Source organism: Aeromonas sp. 603607 (genome assembly GCF_049171595.1).
GTDB lineage: Bacteria > Pseudomonadota > Gammaproteobacteria > Enterobacterales > Aeromonadaceae > Aeromonas > Aeromonas veronii.
In genome coordinates, this window is record NZ_JAAKOV010000013.1 from 35,433 (window position 1) to 51,562 (window position 16,130).

Genomic DNA, 16,130 nt, shown 5'->3' on the forward strand with positions numbered 1-16,130 from the left:
TGTGTGGCACTATTCGAAGTCGTTGACTGTATTGCGCCCAAGACTATGGGGCGAAAATCAGATTTTTTTGAGTTTATTTGTAATGCTTTGAGATATTTTAGTCATTTCGAAAACAAATTCTTTCTCAAGATGATTATTTAAAAACGAGGGTTTGATATTATCTGATTTCCTCCATGCATCATGTTTATAGATGAAATCAAGATAGTTTTTAAGTAAAGCTTGGTTGGTTGTTTTTCTTGACAGCTGCTTTTTTAGTGACTCAACCGTCAGCTTTGATTTATATGAGTGGTGCTTATCATACTCTATAACGAAATCATTAAGACTCCATCCGATTTTTGACATTTCCGCTTTGATTATTATGGCGAAGTTATCTGGTTTCATCTTTGTCCCCAAATGTCCCCCCAATTATCGCTAACATTTACATGTCCAGACTGATTCTGGATATGTTAACTAATATATGGAGTGTTTAAAAATGGCAAAAGGTAGTGTTTCACATACAGGTAATTCAGGTAAGGGCGGTAGTAGTCGAGGTCCTTCTTCACACACAGGAACCGGTGGTAATTGGCCTTCAACGACTGGTAACCCCTCTGGGGGAGGAAGAGGAAACGCACCCTCAAAAAGTGGCAAGTAACTCTAAATAAAAAGGGGCGGTGAAGCTAGCCTTCCCGCCTTATACACTCATTAGTATTTTTTTGAAAAGCTGATAAGAAACTTTTTTTATCAACATTGTATCGAATGTATGAAATTTCATTCATGGTATCTTTCATTGCGCATAAACAAACGTCTTTTCTGTGAAGATAAATAGTTTTACTTACCAACTCCTGATCTGCGTTTGTGCATGAATCAACAATAGAATACTCTACTGACATAGGGTAGCGATTATCAAGTAAAGCGTAATCAGCAACTTGCCCACCTATGAGGCCAATCGCTAATATTGTGCCACCTGACATAATCTTTTTTTTGAAAGTGTGCCCTGTTAGTTCCTCTTGACAATGGCCACATTTTACCTTTGCTTCTATATGTAAATCATTTTTTTTAGAACACTTTGGGCATTCAATTATCATATCTGTTCCATGATAAATAATTAATTAATTTATTGGATCCGTAGTAAACTCAGGCTATCACTACTTTCATTCTGATAGGCTTTTTGCTGCCAGCCATTGTTGCCTCATATAATCCGAATGGAGGTCGCAATAAAGTGCCACCAGTGGCAATGACTCATTCGTCAAGTCAGAAAAATAGACGGATTTAGTTGACCGTCATGACAAGCGCTTGTGAGCTGGCGGGAGCCACTATAAGCAAATATTGGGTTATTATCGGAAACCCCATAAATCCAACTTATAGTAGCGCTGACGAGAGCCTCTCCACGGCTGCCGAGTGCAACCCCACAAGAGGATATTCCGGTCCTTGCTTATATCGCGGCGGGGTTATTCGCGATTGTCCGAATACGTTGCGCTATTCGAACCTACGGGTTCTTAAGTCGTCCATTATATTTCAAGCACTATAGGGTCAATAGACAACTTTGAGTTATTGGAAATATCATCTACCAACTCAGCCCAAGAACCTCTCTCGACTCTTCGACTGCAATAATGTGAAGCGGCTCTAATGAATCCTGTGGCTACGTCGTATAAATCTTGGATAAACTCTTCTATCGTAGCTTTGTTATTATCGCCGTACGATAAAAATATAGAGTCACGATAATTCGCTTTGCCACGGTATCTAAAAGACTGAATAAGGAAATTAACTTGTCCTTTTTCTAGTGCATGATCGCGAACTTCACGAGCAGCTCTTGTGCGAAAGTTATCAACACCAAGAGCTTTGAATTCACGAGAAGTCCTTACTCTCTTTTCTGTTTCCCCCTTTTGATAGCCATGGGTTCCCTTAAGATAGGAAACCAGTGCACCATGAGCAGTTTCATTATCATAAGCTCTGTCATTTAAATCGAACGAGTTTTCGCCTCTATAAGCAGCGATCTCAGTATCAGCAGTGTTGGTAACCAAACTAGTTAAAATAAGGTTGAATGGATATGGAATCAGTTCTTTCTCAGCTATATCCGAATGCCAAACTTTTGCGGTGGCTGTATGTGTTTCTTGAATAGAACCAGAAGATGCTGCAACCATCGCACTAGCGGAAAAATAGATGCTGTAATACCAAGAAACAATTGCGGAGCGACATATGTCATATTTATCTTCGATATTTTCATTCATGCTCTTCAAGGATGATAGATTATGTAAAGCCATTAATGTATTCTCGAACACAAGTGTATCCGCTTCACGATTGACGGGTCTACGTTGTACCCGAGCATATAAATTATTTAATTCACCATCCGCACAAGCACCATTATTAACGACCTCAGCAAGAGCTCTCATCCAATTTACAGTTCCCTGAAACGCAAAACGGGGTTCTGCTTGGTCACCAGTTTCAAATAGTCTATCTAATAGCCACTTACTCATGATGCACCTCCGAAAACATAATACTTTATTTTATCTAGTATGTTGGGCTAAACATCGTAGGTTGGTGCTGAACGAAGTGAAGCCCAACGTTTACCGTGAAACGTATCTCTAAATCTTTTTACCGAACAACCCAATCCAAATATATCTAGCTCAGGTTGGCGTAATAATTCTCGTTTGTTGGACTTAGTTACGCGCTGTGCCAACTTACAAAAACCACGCTACCGCCCCTGAATTTCAGCCTCCAGTCTGCTGCTTGTTACCTGCGTTTTGGTACTGGCTTGGCTCATGGCTGACTCCTGCGAGAGGTTGCCAAGCGGCTATGTTACCGAACGGGGCTGGGGTGAAAAGCGCAAGCGGGCCGTTTCCTGAGCAAGATCAATAAATTAATCAATAACGGGCAGCGATGTGCTCGTGCAAGAACAGCCGCCTATCAGTGCAGAGGGAAATCGGACAGTGAAACGGCAGTGTCGCCTTTTGCTGGCGGGCATTAAAAAACCCTATGGGCCCAAAGGCCCATAGGGTTTTTCTGCGGTGATTGTTTGGGTAGTGGTTATCTGGCTTGGCGAACCGGCACGGCGCGGGTAGCGGCCACTTCGTAGCGGCTTTGGCTTGTCGGAGCCCCTTTCTGGAACTGGCGTACCAGCCGGTCGAGATCGCTTAACTGGTTGACCAGCTGGGTGATGCCGTGTACGGCGTGCTGGCTGCCGACGCTGGAGTCATCGGCCAGGGTCTTGATGCTGAGCACGTTGCGGTTGATCTCGGCGGTAACGTGGGACTGCTCCTGCACCGCCTGGGCAATCTGGCTACTGCCGGAGGCGACCTGCTGCAACATGTTATTGATCTGCTGGAGTATGGTGCCGGTCGCGGTGGCCTTCTGCTGGCAACTGTCGGCAAGTTGGCAGCCCTTCTCCATCGCCTGCTCAGCCTCGCCAGAGCTGTTTTGCAGCTCGGTGATCATCTTCTGGATCTCGCTGGTCGAGGATTGGGTCTTGATGGCGAGGGTGCGGATCTCGTCAGCCACCACCGAGAAGCCGCGACCCGCTTCGCCAGCCCGGGCCGCTTCGATGGCGGCGTTGAGGGCCAGCAGGTTGGTCTGGTTGGCGATGTTGTTGATCACATCGAGGATGCCGTCGATATCGCGGCAGTGGCCGACCAGCGCACTGATCACGCTCTTGGAGGTGATCAGCTCGCTGTTCATGCCTGCCACGGCAGCCACGGTTTCGGCCACGCTACTGTTGCCGCTTTTGAACAGCACGGCCGTTTCATCCAGCAGGCTGGAGGAGTCAGTCGAGCTTTGTGACACCTCGCGAATGGATTCCGACATTTCGGTCACGGCAGTGGCGACCTGATTGGTTTCGGCCTGCTGCTGTTGCAGGTTGTCGGTGATGGATTCGGCGTTGCGCAGATCCCCTTCGGCGGCTTGCAGGATCTTGCTGCAAGTCTGCTGGGTGCGGGCCAGCACGGCGTTGAACTCGGCCTGATTCATCACCATCGAGAGTTCGATGGCGGCGATGTTGTCCACCTTGTTGGTGTAGAGCAGCTGCATCAGCGGGTTGTCAAAGCGGCTGCGGGCCATCTTGTTGAGCTTGCCGAGCCGGCGGGAGAGGGCATTCAGGGTGATGGCCGCTATCGCCAGCGGCAGGGCGACCAGCGCCAGTTGCCAGTTCATGTCGTGGTTGTAGCCCAGCGCAAACATGGCGAGCAGGCTCAGCAGCAGACAGAGGTTGATGGCCAGGGTATGGGAGAAGGTGGGCAACTTGAGCGCCAGCGGCAGCTTGTTGTTGCGAAGGTCGGCATAGACCTTCTCGGCCCGCTGTTTGATCTCCTCGCTCGGGGCGGTGCGCACTGACTGATACTCCACCACCCGGCCGCTGGCATCCTTGATGGGGGTGACAAAGGCGCTGACCCAGTAGTGATCACCGTTCTTGCAGCGATTTTTCACCGGTCCCATCCAGCTCTTGCCATCCCTGATGTGACCCCACAGATCGGCAAAGGCCTGTTTCGGCATGTCAGGATGGCGCACCAGATTGTGGTGTTCCCCCTTCAGCTCGTCGAGCGAGAAGCCTGCAATATCGCAGAACTCATCGTTGGCGTAGGTGATGCGGCTCTCCAGATCCGTGGTGGAGATCAGGCTCTGGTGGTCTGGATAGAGACGTTCTCTTTGGGTAACCGGTTGATTGATTCTCATGGCCTTGCTCCCGAGCTGTGGTGGTTAAATTTTGATCTGCATCAAGACATGTGCAAGGGGCGGGCCAGCTGGCAAAAACTAATGATTGATGTGTTATTAGTGCCGTTTTGGCAGGAAAAGATCGTTGCTGTTTGCAATATGCAACGGAGCAGACGGGGTGTGCCTCTGCGGCATCTGCAATTTGCAACCTATTCTGGACAAGCCCATAAGCTTGGAGCCAGCAGCTTGATGCGAAGGAGCCACGAACCGACGGGGCATCCGCTGCCCCGCCAGAGATCAGGGGAGAGTGTCGGGAGCGGGTGAGGAGGGGGCGCTGACGAGCTGCATCACTTCAATCTGGATCCCCTGCACCAGCACGGTTTTCAGATCCTGCAGGTACTCCTCCAGTGGCGACTCTTGCAGCAGCTGGGCGAGCTCGTTGCCCACCGGGGTGAGGCGGTAGTAGAGCAGGGTGATGTTGTTCTGCTTGCACTGCAGTCGCCAGCGCTGGTTGCCGAACTCCAGCTCGACCCCATCGGCGGGCAGCGGGCCGGACTCCAGCTCCGCGCGATGCAGCAGCCCGAGCTCAAACAGTTGCAGCAGGGCGTTGTAGGGCAGTCGGTATTTGCCAAGGCCAAGGCGCGTTGCCTTGGCACGACTCAGCAGGCTGGCCCCCTTGTGCAGCCCCAGCAGCAGTCGCTGCTCGTCGCTGCCGGTGTAGTGGCAAGTCAGTGAGCAGATACGTTGGAACAGCTGGGCCTCGCGCTGGGTCATCTCTTTGAGGGTGGCGAGCGCCCGAATGGAGAAGCGGCCCGGGGTGGCGACTTCCAGCGCGAAGATCCGCCCCCACAGCTGCTGCATCGGCACCATGCTGATATCTTCCGCCAGTTGCAGGAAGCGGGTCAGCCAATCACTGTCCATCTCGCCGCCAGCCGCGGTCTCTTCGCAGTGGCGGGAGGCCATCACCATGATGGCTTCCAGATTGCGCTGGCGGGCGGCCTGATCCGCCAGATGGCGAAAGGTGGCGCGCTGCTCGAAGGTGCTGTCGGTATTGCGGGTGAGCATGCCGTCGATGCCGCGGCTGCGGGCCAGGCGCAGGGTCTGCTCCTGGCTGCTCAGGATCGAACTCTCTTTTTTCGGGGGGGGGAGGTCTGCCATGCTGACTCCATTCGCACAGGTTCTGGAGCTGAATGTTACTCCAACCGGGATGCCAAGATAACAAAGCGGCCTCCGTGGAGGCCGCTTTTTTTGCAACGGGAGGATTACTCCTCGTAGACACTCACCTCGACCGCTTCCATCGAATAGGAGGCGGTGGCCATCTCGTGGCTGGAGCTGACCGTGCGCATCTTGCCCTTTACCCAGATGGCATCCCACAGATCATCCACCGGCGCACCCTTGGGGTAGCTCACATAGATCACCTGATTGGTGGGGGGCGGCGGCACATGGATGCAGGCGCCGAAGTAGGGTACCAGCAGGAAGGCGGTGATCTTCTTGGCATCCCCTTCCAGCGGCACTACGAAGCCCGGAATGCGCACATCCTGGTTGTCCAGCTTCTTGTTTACCCCACCCACCGGTTGCGGAACCGACATGGGATCTTCGTGATTGACCTGGGGCGGTGGCAGCAGTTTCTCCCCTTCCGGGATGAGCACATCCCAGTCGATGGTCTTGTAATCGGCGGCCAGGGCGGGCAGCACCAGCAGGCTGGCGAGCAGCGCCACAATTTTCCACTTCATCATCTGTCCTTCTGTTTCGATTTTGGGCGTCTCGCTAGACGCGAATGCTCATGCCATCGCTCAAGCTGTAGCGGTAAGCGCGTGCAGCAGGGAGCAGGCCAATCACCATGCCTGCCAGCCAGACTACCCCCAGCAACTGCCACTCGTAGGCGCTCGGAAGCCCCAGACTCAGTTGCAGGCCATAGTGGCTGAGCAGCCAGGGCGAGGCAAGCCCCTGCCCCAGATAGAGCACGGCGACCCCGAGAGTAATGCCGACCGTGGTCAGCGCCATCGCCTCCAGCGCCAGCAGCAGGAACAGGTGGGCAGGGCCTGCGCCGAGGGATCGCAAGATGGCGAGCTCCCGGCGCCGCTCGTTAAGCCCCGCCAGCAGGGTAGTCAGCATGCCGATCAGGCCCGCGACTACCACAAAACCGGCGATCACCGACAGCGCGGTTTCCGCCACGCTCATCAGGCTCCACAGCTCCTGCAGGGCGGCCCCCGGCAGGATCGCCATCAGCGGCTCCTTGGGATAGGTGTTGACGCTGCGTTGCAGCTGGAACGCCAGGATCCGGTTGCTCAAGCCCACCATAAAGGCGGTGATGGTTTTCGGGGTGAGATCCTGCGCCAGCGCCTGCTCAGGTGTTACGTTCTTGCTGTGGCGGCCGGTATCCCAGCCCAGATGGATCGCCTCTATCCCCGCCAGCGGCACATGGATGGTGCGATCGATGGGCGTACCGGTCGGCGCCAGAATACCCACCACCTTGAATGGCAGATTGTCGTGCTGGCTGAACGAGGTGTTGCCAGCGCCGTGGGCGATGACGATGGATTGATCAAGGTGATAGCCGAGCTTCTCGGCCACCTGGGCGCCGAGTACCGCTTCAAACGGCGTGTCGAAAGGCCGTCCTTCGCGCAGTTGCAGCGACTGCTGCTGACCGTACTTCAGGTGGGTGAAGTAGTCGCCATTGGTGCCGAGCACCCGAAATCCCTTGTGGGAGTCACCAAGGGAAAGCGGGATGGTCCAGGCGACGCCCGGTTTCTGCTTGATGGCCTGATAGGAGTCCCATCCCACGTTGTTGGTGGGGTTGCCGATGCGAAACACCGAGTAGAGCAGCAGGTTCACCTGGCCGGAGCGGGCGCCGACGATGAGATCGGTCCCCGAGACGGTGTTGGAGAAGCTTTCACGGGCCTGGGTGCGCACCCGCTCCACCCCGAGCAGCAGGGTGACGCTGATGGCGACGGCCAGCAGGGTGAGCCCGGCGGTGAGGCGGCGGGCCCAGAGACTTTGCAGGGCTAGCTTTAGCATGATGCCCTCCGGTTGAGCTGTTGCAGGTTTTCGACCCGCGGGAACAGGGGTTCGAGATAAGGGTCGTGACTGACGAAGATCAGAGTCGAGCCCTGCTTGTCGCACTCCTCGAACAACAGCTTGATAAAGGCCGCCCGGTTGTCGGTATCGAGGGCGGAGGTGGGCTCGTCGGCGATCACCAGTGGCGGCGAGCCGATCAGCGCTCGTGCGGCAGCCACCCGCTGCTGCTGGCCAATGCTGAGGGCATGGACGGGACGATGCAGTGCGTCATCCGGCAGTTGCAGCTCCGCCAGCAGACGGCGCGCCTCCTGCTCCGGACTCCCTTGCAGGCGGGCCCGTTTGGCGGGCGAGAAGGTGAGGGCCGCGGTCACGTTGTCCTGCACCGAGAGAAAAGGCAGCAGATTGAACTGCTGGAAGATATAACCCAGATTGGCCGCCCGGAAGTGGTCACGGGCACGGCCAGAGAGCCGGGCCAACGGTTGGCCCAGCACCTCCAGGGTGCCGTGGTTGGCGGTCTGGATCCCGGCCAGCAACCCGAGCAGGGTCGATTTGCCGGAGCCCGACGGGCCCTTGATAAAGACCCGCTCACCCTCGCGGATGGTGAGGGCGGGCAGATCGAGTACAGCGTCGCCACCTGGCCAGGCAAAGGCCAGATCGCGGATCTCAACCACGGCTTTTTTCATGGCGTTACCAGCTCAGCTTGTTAGCGGACGGGGTCAGCTCGCCAGCGGTCTGGCCAGTGGGCAGGATCCCCTGCACGCTCAGCTTCTCAAGGCTCGGATAGACGCTGAACAGGGTCGCCTCAAGGCCGGTCAGTTTGGTCGGCGTGGCGCAGGTGTAGGTGTACATGGCGCCCATATCGGCGTGACCCGCTTCGTCATGATCATGGTGGTCTTCATGTTTGTCGCTGGCAGCCTTGTCATGGTCATGGTCATGGTCATGGTCGTGATCATGCTCTTCTTTGGCGGCTTGCAACTCCTGCTGGGTCAGTTTGCAGCCAGCGGCCGGGTCGAAGCGGAACAGGGCATCAGGCTGCTGGAGGCGGGCGATGGCTTTGGCGTATTGCGCCTTCTCTTCATCGCTCTTGGCTGTGTGCTCGAAGCCTACCAGATCGGCGGCAGGTGCCTGCAGTTCGATCATCAGCTGGTCGCCATCGACCACCAGATTGAGGTGGCCGTGGCCATGCTCGTGGGCGCCATGGCTGTGGCTCTCGTGTTCGTCGTGATTTGCGTGTGCGCCAAAGGCCGCAGCGGCCAGCAACAGAGTAACTGCTTTCATCTTTAATCCTTTTTTCAAAACAAATAGCGAAATTAAACAAAGGGATAGAGAAAAGCAGAGGCGGGCGGCGCACGGATGGCATAGCTGTGAAGCGTGGCGGTATCCGCCGAGCGTTGCATGGTTGCAACAGCGGGCAAAACAGAGGTCGAACCGGGGAAACAATAGGGGGTGGCGGTGATGACCTGTTTGCCATCCAAATGGAGGGCGCAGACCAGACAGTGATGGTCGTCGTGGCCGGGCAGGGCGGATTCAAACTGGTGCCGGGCAAGGGCAGGCTGCAGCCATAACCAGCCCAGCAGCAAGATCCAGATTTTCAGCTTGATACGACCCATAGACCCTTATGGAAAGGGCGCCATCAGCGCCCTTTCTCTCTGACTTAGAGATGGGACTTGATGAGCCCCATCACGGTAGCAATGTTGTTGGCATCGAGCTGGCCATCTTTGGCAAACAGCACCTTGCCCTCTTTATCCAGCAGGATGATCGCCGAGCTTTCCGGCGTCAGATCCCAGGCGTTGCGCGCCATGCCCTTGGCATCCAGCACCATGGCGGACCAGGGGAACTCTTTCTTGCTGTCCTCGGCACTGCTCTTCACGAAGCCGGAGGTGCCCCAGATGGCGTCATTGCTGTTGATGACGGTAACGGTCTGGTACTTGTCTTGCGGCAGTTTGGCGGCCTTGATCGCCTCGATCATCGGGGCGTTCAGCTCCTTGGCACTGGAGCGACCGGCAATATGCTGGATCAGGAACACCTTGCCGGTGAGCGAGGTGCTCTGCCACGGCTGGTAGCCGATCTCCTTGCCGTTCAGTACCAGCTCACCCTTGTCGCTGACATTGACCAGAGGCACCGGGTTGCCATCCTTGAAGTTGTGAGCAAAGACCAGAGATGGCAGCAGCGCCAAAGTAAGTACGAGATGTTTCATCCTGATGACACTCCATTTGTTATGTTATAACGAGTTTCGGATTGAGGGAATGGGCGAGCTTCATCCTAAACTGATCGGATCTGTTTAAAAAGTGTTAAATAAGATCGCAATTCAGAAGCGTCGGCGCCCCGCCAGTCAGGGGGTTGGCTGGCAAGGGCGGCTAGGATGGCATGACATCGATAAAAATCAATGAATTGGCTGCTGGTCTGAGCTGTCTGCGTCAGTAGAGCGATTCGCTGATGAGGGGGATCTTGGCCATGGTCATCTGCTGGGCCAGCAGGGACGAGCCGGTCAGCAGCACATGGCGCTGATTGTTGATCACCACCACATCACCGGGTACGCCACTGTCTGCCGTAATGGCCAGCCAGGCAGGGGAGACGCTGCCGATGCTGATATCCGGATAGATGATGCTGAGCACATATTGCGGCGCCAGCTCCGCCAGCAGGCTGGCCATCAAGAGCGCCTTCTCGTCGCTGTCGGCCTTGTTATCCTGCAGTGCCTGCAGCGGCGGCGCGAAGTGATCCAGCTGCTCCGGCTGGGTGGGGATGGCGTTCAGCCACTCCTGCAGCAGGCTGACGCTGGTGGCGAGATCCTTGGCGGCAAACTGCTGCGCCAGTGGCTTGAGATGCCCCTTGAAGTGGTAGAAGAGCTGGGAGTAATCGGGTCGCACGCAAGGCAGTTTGCGATTGGCCGGATGGACGCAGGGGATCACCCTCATCTGGTAGAAGGCATCCTCCTGATACTGCTGGTAGGCTTGCCAGAACAGCATCGACTCCATGCTGTCGTCCCGCAGGGTGAAGGCCTGCTCCAGATTGCGAAACTTGGTAGCGGTCTCGGGGCTGCTCTGGTTGATCAGGTTGATGCTGTTGTAGAGCCGCGGGCTGATGTAGGCGTAAAGGGTCTCCAGCGGATTGGTGAGAGAGGCCTTCAGCAGGCTCATCTCGTGGCGACTGGCGGCCATCACCTGATCGTCGGTGGTCAGCTGGAAGTGCTTGCGCTGGCCATCGGTGGATTGCCACTGCCAGCTCATGTTGATCTCGCTGGCGTTGCTTGTGGCGCCAAGGGTGGTGCTGAGAGTGAGGCTGAGCAACAGCGCGGGGGTCAGCTTCATGGTGGTGCTTCCTGCCGTGGACGATAATTAACAACTAGGTGAGCCGGCACCACTTTGGTGATGTTTCGTTTTGTGATCTGGATAACAGATTGATGTGACTTTTAATTTAATTGTGAAATTAAGTCACTCTGGAGGGGTTATGAAGCCTTGGATCATAGTGCTGTTTGGGCTGCTCAGCCTGCCAGCCATGGCGGGTCAGGTGATCGTCAACAAGGGGATGTCCATTGCGGATACCTTTGCCCTGCGCGATCAGTTGGCGCGCGAACACGAATGGCAGGAGTGGCTGCGCTACCAGCAGGCTATCAAGTGGCTGGAGGTATTGCCGGTCAACTGCGAGCTGATGAGCCAGCCGGGCGGTGGCTATCGCTGTGGCGGTGATTACTATCGTCCCTACCAGAAAGATGGTCGTGAAATATACATTCAGGGCAATCCTGCCGGAGATGCGGCAGGTCAGCTGCCGCAAACACCGACAAAAAAGGCGCCATAAGGCGCCTTTTTTATTCCGGGTGACGCTTACTTGGCAGCGTAACGCTCGGCAGAGGTCTTGATCTCGGCTTCGGCAGCAGCCTTGTCGCCCCAACCTTCCACCTTGACCCATTTGCCCGCTTCCAGCTCTTTGTAGCGCTCGAAGAAGTGCTGGATCTGGGCTTTCAGCAGTTCCGGCAGATCGTTCACATCCTGGATGTGGTCGTACTGCTTGGTCAGCTTGGAGTGCGGTACGGCAACGATCTTGGCATCTTCGCCAGATTCGTCGGTCATCTTCAGCACGCCAACCGGACGGCAGCGAATGACGGAACCGGCCAGCAGCGGGTAGGGGGTCGGAACCAGTACGTCGACGGGGTCACCATCCAGAGAGAGAGTCGCGTTCACGTAGCCGTAGTTGCACGGATAGAACATCGGGGTAGACATGAAGCGATCGACGAAAATAGCACCGCTGTCCTTGTCGACTTCGTATTTGATCGGGTCGGCATTCTGCGGGATTTCGATGATGACATAGATATCGTCGGGCAGGCTCTTGCCGGCCGGTACCAGGTTCAGGCTCATGATAATTCCTTCGTTGTTAGTATCAGGTTTGCAGGCCGATATTATAGCGATGTGATGTTAAATGACCATATTTCAGCGGGCATCGCTAACAAAGAAGGGGGATGTTTCCGCTTTGCGGCGCGTTGATGTGTGCGGGATGCAACAAAATGGCTGTTTTGATGCCCTGCAGCTGACCTTGGTCACCGGCAGGGCATGTGGAGTTGCGAGCAAAGAGGGTCAGAGCGAGTAGGGGAGTCTCGATTCGTTGACCAGTCGCGACAGGGCTGTCACTACATGAGGGTCAAACTGGGTGCCGGAGCGGGACTGGATATACTCCATGGTCTGTGCCAGCGTCCAGGGCTCCTTGTAGGGGCGTTTGCTGAGCAGGGCATCGAATACATCGACCACCGCCACAATCCTCGCCGACAGGGGGATCTGCTGACCAGCCAGCTGCTGCGGGTATCCTTTGCCATCGAAGTGCTCGTGGTGGCCCCGGGCGATTTCGGCGCCGAGAGAGAGGTAGCTGGTTCCCTCCACCATTTCGCCCGCCTTGTGCAGGATATTGGCGCCGATGCCGGCGTGCTGCTCCATGATGGCCCGCTCTTCCGGGTCGAAACGGCCGGGCTTGTGCAGGATATGGTCCGGGGTGCCCACCTTGCCCACATCGTGCAGGATGGAAGCCATACCGATCATTTCGACAAACTCCGGAGTCAGTTGCTCCGGGTAGACCGCCATCTGCTTCAATTCGGCCACGATGGCATCCGAGAGCTTCTGCACCCGCAAGACATGCTCGCCGGTATCGGAATCACGAAACTCCGCCAGCGCCGCCAGCGCCACCACGGTGGCCTCCTGGGCACGAAGCAGCTGGTTGTAGAGGTAGAGATTGTCGTAGGCTGCCGAGATGCGCTGGCAGAAGACATCCAGCAGATCGCACTCGAGAGGATCCAGAGGCTGGGTCGGGGTGAAGCTCAACACGAACTCGCGGCCATTCTGGGCTGCAATATAGAGAGAGTCCTGCGGGTGTTCAAAGCGGTTGCAGCGCTCGTTTAACGCCTTCATGACCGACTCTTTCAGGGCAGAAAATTCATCAAGGCTCTTCTCCTCCAGCAGCGCCTCGTAGTCTCCGGTTGCCGCCAGGATCTCAAGCCCATGTTCGCCTGGGCGGCGTTCGGCACAGATGGCCCCTTCGGTGCCCACATCGAGAATGGCGCTGATCTGTTTGAGCACGCCGGAAGCAAACTCCTTGAGTGAATGGAGATGGTAGAGATCGCCCGCGCCCTCCAGAATTTTGCCGAGTCCCTGTCGGCTCTTGTCGATGGCGCTGAGGGTTTCGTAGGAGCGAAGGGAGGCGATGACGGTGGTGAAGAGTTTTTGTACCGTCAACTCGGTCTTGGTCTTGTAGTCGTTGATGTCGTAATCGAGGATCACCCTTTGTTCCGGTGCCTGACCGGGCTGGCCGGTACGCAGCACGATCCGCACCAGCGAGTTGCGCATCTCGTTGCGGATCCGGTGCACCAGCCGCAAACCGGCATCTTCGGTCTCCATCACCACATCGAGCAGGATCAGGGCTATCTTGGGATTGGCCTCCAGCATGGTGGCGGCTTCAGCACCGCTGTAGGCGTTGAGCAGCTCGAGCGGGCGAGATTTGTACTGAATATTGGAGAGGGCAAGCCGGGTGGCGTGATGAATATCCGGCTCATCATCCACGATCAGCACTTGCCAGGGATTGAGTGCCTTGGGGACCACGACCTCTTCATCATCGAGTTCGATGATGTCGTCATCCAGCCAGATATCGTCCTTGTCTTGGGCACTGCTCATATCGGTTACGCCTCCGGCGCTCAATGAGTATGTGAACAGTATGCACGATCACCTCTGTCAGGAGCATCAGGATAAGCAGATATCGTGAGCTGGCACCGCCTCTTTCATCTTTACTCGAAAGGCTCAAGATAACTCTGGATCGATTTTTTCAACCAGGCCAATACTTTGCCGTGATAGGCATTTTCTGCCAGATAGACGCCATAGTCTCGCCACTGCAGGCTGAACTTGTGCTTCAGGGTCAGCAGGGTGCCTTGTCGCAGCTGGCTCTGGATCAGTGGCGAGGGGAGAACTGCCCAGCCCAGCCCATCGAGGACCGCATTGCGCATCAACTCGAAGCTGGAGAGACCGATATGCTGGCCTCCCACAGGTAGCAGGCTTTTTACAGAAAATTCATCTACATACGAGAGAGTGACCTGGGTGTGATCGGTCAGATCCTGCTGTTTGACCCGCTTCAGTCCGGCCAGCGGATGGCTGGGCGCCACCACCATCAGGGTGCGGATCGGGTTGAGCAGATCGATGTTGAGGCCGCTGCGCTCCTGATCTTCGGTAATAAGGCCAAATGCGGCATCTACGAATCCCTCTTCAACCAGCGCCGGCAGTTCGGGTGGAGAGGCGAGCACCAGAGAGATACTGGTACCGGGAAACTGGTTGTGCAGGCTGGCCAGCATCTCGCGCCACACTTGCTCGGGGATGGCGTCATCGCGGGCAACCCGCAGCGCCACTTCGGCACCCGAGGCGTAATGTTTGCACTTCTGCTGCAAGCTGTTGGCCGCCTGAAGCAGGCGAGTGCAATCATCAAGTACCAGCTCGCCGATCTCGGTCAGACGACTCTGATTGGCTCCTCGTTCGAAAAGTTCGACGCCAAGCTCAACTTCCAGTGCTGCGATGGCGGTGCTGACGGCGCTGCGGCTTTTGCCGAGACGACGGGCGGTGTTGGCTATAGAGCCGCTATTGGCTGACTCTACAAAGAGTTCTATCTGATATAGCTTCATGTTTTACAGACCATGGCGGAGTTTTTCACCATCACCTTAGCGTGCCGAACCAAGGCAAGGCAAACCTGTGGCGTCGGAATAATCGACGCTGAGCGATTGTCGCGAGTTGCTTCTCCCCGTTTACCATCTCTCCCGTCGAAGCAACAAAGGCATCCTATATGTTATTAAGTCGTATGTTTCTGGCCCGGCTGTTTTTGACCGGCGCCATCTTGACCGAGGTCGCCGGCACCTCCAGCATGACCATGATCCCCGAGCAGGGGGCTGGCTGGATGAATTACATCCCGATGTGGCTGTTGATCGGTTTCTCGTACTGGTTGCTGGCAAAAGCCGCCAAAACAATCTCCATTGGTATTGCGTTTGCGCTCTGGGAGGGGCTCGGGATCACCTTGATCACCATAGTGTCGGTCATGTTCCTTGGTTACGATGTGACCGTTCAGGAGCTGATTGGCTTGGCTCTCGCGATAGTGGGGATTGTTATGGTGACCATGGGGGAGACCCATGATGAGCCCGCAGACAAGTCAGTAGAAGCGGAGGCCACAGCATGAGTCCGTTTGTGATTGTACTGGGGGCAGCACTGATCGATATCGGCGCCAACATGGCCATCAACCGCTCCAAGGGGTTTCGTTACAAGGGGTGGGGGGTCTTCGGCATCATGCTGGTACTCGGCGCCTTTACCCTGCTTTCGGAAGCGGTAAGCGGCGGCAAGATTGACCTTGCCGTGGCCTACGCCACCTGGGGGGCCATCGGCATCGTCGGTACGGCACTGGGCGGTTTGCTCTTCTTCGGTGAGCGGCTCAAGCCCATCGGTTGGGCCGGCATGATGGTGATGGCGCTGGCTGTCGTTATGCTGACGACCGCCTGATAACCTGAAGCAATAAGAAAAGCCGCCCGGTAGCAACCGGGAGGCTTTTGTTTGGCTGATTGCTTGGTCGATGCAGGCTCAGCGCGGCGTTTCGTAGAGCTCCAGCGGCAGACCGTCCGGGTCGGCGAAGAAGGTAAAGCGCTTGCCGGTCAGTTCATCCACCCGCACTGGTTCAACATCGACTCGATGGGCATGCAGATGGGTGATGACCCGGTCAAGGTCGCTGACCCGAAAGGCGAGATGGCGCAGGCCGCACGCCTCGGGGCGGGAGGGACGCTCGGGAGGCGAGGGGAAGCTGAACAGCTCCAGCTGGCTGCCGTCCGGCAGGGCCAGATCCAGTTTCCACGACTGGCGCTCTTCGCGCAGGGTCTCGGCGATGATGGGCAGCCCCAGCACCTCGTGGTAGAAGTGGCGCGAGCGTGGGTAATCGCTGGCGATAATGGCAATGTGGTGAATAGCCTCAAACAACGGCTGGCTCATGATGACTCCTTG

At 56.1% G+C, this 16,130-nt stretch carries 19 protein-coding genes; 3 read left to right on the forward strand and 16 right to left on the reverse strand.

Annotation, left to right across the window (positions count from 1 at the left end):
* Positions 1 to 57: 57 nt before the first annotated feature.
* The 12 genes from G5315_RS13320 to G5315_RS13375 all read right to left on the reverse strand — a co-directional run bounded on the left by G5315_RS13320 (position 58) and on the right by G5315_RS13375 (position 10,943).
* Positions 58 to 381 carry a hypothetical protein gene (locus G5315_RS13320; RefSeq protein ID WP_421333184.1) on the reverse strand — a complete coding sequence of 108 codons (324 nt, stop codon included), beginning with the start codon at positions 379 to 381 and terminating at the stop codon, positions 58 to 60.
* Between the two features lie 275 nt (positions 382 to 656).
* Positions 657 to 1,064, reverse strand: a complete 408-nt coding sequence (locus G5315_RS13325; protein WP_275057476.1) for a hypothetical protein — start codon at positions 1,062 to 1,064, stop codon at positions 657 to 659.
* A gap of 423 nt (positions 1,065 to 1,487) precedes the next feature.
* Positions 1,488 to 2,453, reverse strand: a complete 966-nt coding sequence (locus G5315_RS13330) for a hypothetical protein (protein WP_421333185.1) — start codon at positions 2,451 to 2,453, stop codon at positions 1,488 to 1,490.
* 550 nt (positions 2,454 to 3,003) lie between these two features.
* A complete protein-coding gene (locus tag G5315_RS13335; protein WP_421333186.1) occupies positions 3,004 to 4,641 on the reverse strand; it encodes a PAS domain-containing methyl-accepting chemotaxis protein in 1,638 nt (545 codons plus the stop codon).
* 276 nt (positions 4,642 to 4,917) lie between these two features.
* Positions 4,918 to 5,778 (reverse strand): TIGR03899 family protein, encoded by an 861-nt coding sequence (locus G5315_RS13340; protein WP_421333187.1) that lies wholly within the window; start codon positions 5,776 to 5,778, stop codon positions 4,918 to 4,920.
* 104 nt (positions 5,779 to 5,882) lie between these two features.
* Positions 5,883 to 6,356 (reverse strand): DUF3299 domain-containing protein, encoded by a 474-nt coding sequence (locus G5315_RS13345; RefSeq protein WP_026034852.1) that lies wholly within the window; start codon positions 6,354 to 6,356, stop codon positions 5,883 to 5,885.
* Between the two features lie 31 nt (positions 6,357 to 6,387).
* The gene (locus tag G5315_RS13350) at positions 6,388 to 7,635 is read right to left on the reverse strand and encodes an ABC transporter permease (RefSeq protein ID WP_323970186.1); all 1,248 of its coding nucleotides are present in this window, start codon (positions 7,633 to 7,635) and stop codon (positions 6,388 to 6,390) included.
* Positions 7,629 to 8,318, reverse strand: coding sequence for an ABC transporter ATP-binding protein (locus G5315_RS13355; protein WP_005335686.1), 690 nt, complete (start codon positions 8,316 to 8,318; stop codon positions 7,629 to 7,631). The genes G5315_RS13350 and G5315_RS13355 overlap by 7 nt, the downstream gene beginning before the upstream one ends.
* A 4-nt stretch (positions 8,319 to 8,322) precedes the next feature.
* On the reverse strand, positions 8,323 to 8,913 hold the full coding sequence (locus tag G5315_RS13360) for a DUF2796 domain-containing protein (protein WP_421333188.1): 591 nt from the start codon (positions 8,911 to 8,913) through the stop codon (positions 8,323 to 8,325).
* 32 nt (positions 8,914 to 8,945) lie between these two features.
* Positions 8,946 to 9,245 carry a DUF2607 family protein gene (locus G5315_RS13365; protein WP_100645133.1) on the reverse strand — a complete coding sequence of 100 codons (300 nt, stop codon included), beginning with the start codon at positions 9,243 to 9,245 and terminating at the stop codon, positions 8,946 to 8,948.
* 44 nt (positions 9,246 to 9,289) lie between these two features.
* Positions 9,290 to 9,832, reverse strand: coding sequence for a YtfJ family protein (locus G5315_RS13370; RefSeq protein ID WP_005335681.1), 543 nt, complete (start codon positions 9,830 to 9,832; stop codon positions 9,290 to 9,292).
* A 220-nt stretch (positions 9,833 to 10,052) separates the two neighbouring features.
* Positions 10,053 to 10,943: a hypothetical protein gene (locus G5315_RS13375; RefSeq protein ID WP_047439570.1), complete on the reverse strand. Its 891-nt coding sequence runs from the start codon at positions 10,941 to 10,943 to the stop codon at positions 10,053 to 10,055.
* Between the two features lie 139 nt (positions 10,944 to 11,082).
* Here G5315_RS13375 and G5315_RS13380 point away from each other — a divergent pair, with 139 nt between their 5' ends.
* On the forward strand, positions 11,083 to 11,430 hold the full coding sequence (locus tag G5315_RS13380; RefSeq protein WP_076492509.1) for a hypothetical protein: 348 nt from the start codon (positions 11,083 to 11,085) through the stop codon (positions 11,428 to 11,430).
* Between the two features lie 26 nt (positions 11,431 to 11,456).
* Here G5315_RS13380 and ppa read toward each other — a convergent pair whose 3' ends face one another.
* The 3 genes from ppa to G5315_RS13395 all read right to left on the reverse strand — a co-directional run bounded on the left by ppa (position 11,457) and on the right by G5315_RS13395 (position 14,776).
* Positions 11,457 to 11,987, reverse strand: coding sequence for an inorganic diphosphatase (gene ppa, locus G5315_RS13385; RefSeq protein ID WP_005335667.1), 531 nt, complete (start codon positions 11,985 to 11,987; stop codon positions 11,457 to 11,459).
* A gap of 216 nt (positions 11,988 to 12,203) precedes the next feature.
* Positions 12,204 to 13,784: a DUF3369 domain-containing protein gene (locus G5315_RS13390; protein ID WP_421333189.1), complete on the reverse strand. Its 1,581-nt coding sequence runs from the start codon at positions 13,782 to 13,784 to the stop codon at positions 12,204 to 12,206.
* A 110-nt stretch (positions 13,785 to 13,894) separates the two neighbouring features.
* Positions 13,895 to 14,776, reverse strand: a complete 882-nt coding sequence (locus tag G5315_RS13395) for a LysR family transcriptional regulator (protein WP_421333190.1) — start codon at positions 14,774 to 14,776, stop codon at positions 13,895 to 13,897.
* Between the two features lie 158 nt (positions 14,777 to 14,934).
* On the opposite strand from G5315_RS13395, the gene G5315_RS13400 reads away from it, so the two are divergent.
* Together G5315_RS13400 and G5315_RS13405 are read left to right on the forward strand one after the other, a co-directional pair.
* A complete protein-coding gene (locus G5315_RS13400; RefSeq protein ID WP_421333191.1) occupies positions 14,935 to 15,321 on the forward strand; it encodes a DMT family transporter in 387 nt (128 codons plus the stop codon).
* Positions 15,318 to 15,638, forward strand: a complete 321-nt coding sequence (locus G5315_RS13405; RefSeq protein ID WP_421333192.1) for an SMR family transporter — start codon at positions 15,318 to 15,320, stop codon at positions 15,636 to 15,638. The genes G5315_RS13400 and G5315_RS13405 overlap by 4 nt, the downstream gene beginning before the upstream one ends.
* Before the next feature lie 78 nt (positions 15,639 to 15,716).
* Here G5315_RS13405 and G5315_RS13410 read toward each other — a convergent pair whose 3' ends face one another.
* A complete protein-coding gene (locus tag G5315_RS13410; protein ID WP_421333193.1) occupies positions 15,717 to 16,118 on the reverse strand; it encodes a VOC family protein in 402 nt (133 codons plus the stop codon).
* Positions 16,119 to 16,130 lie beyond the last annotated feature (12 nt).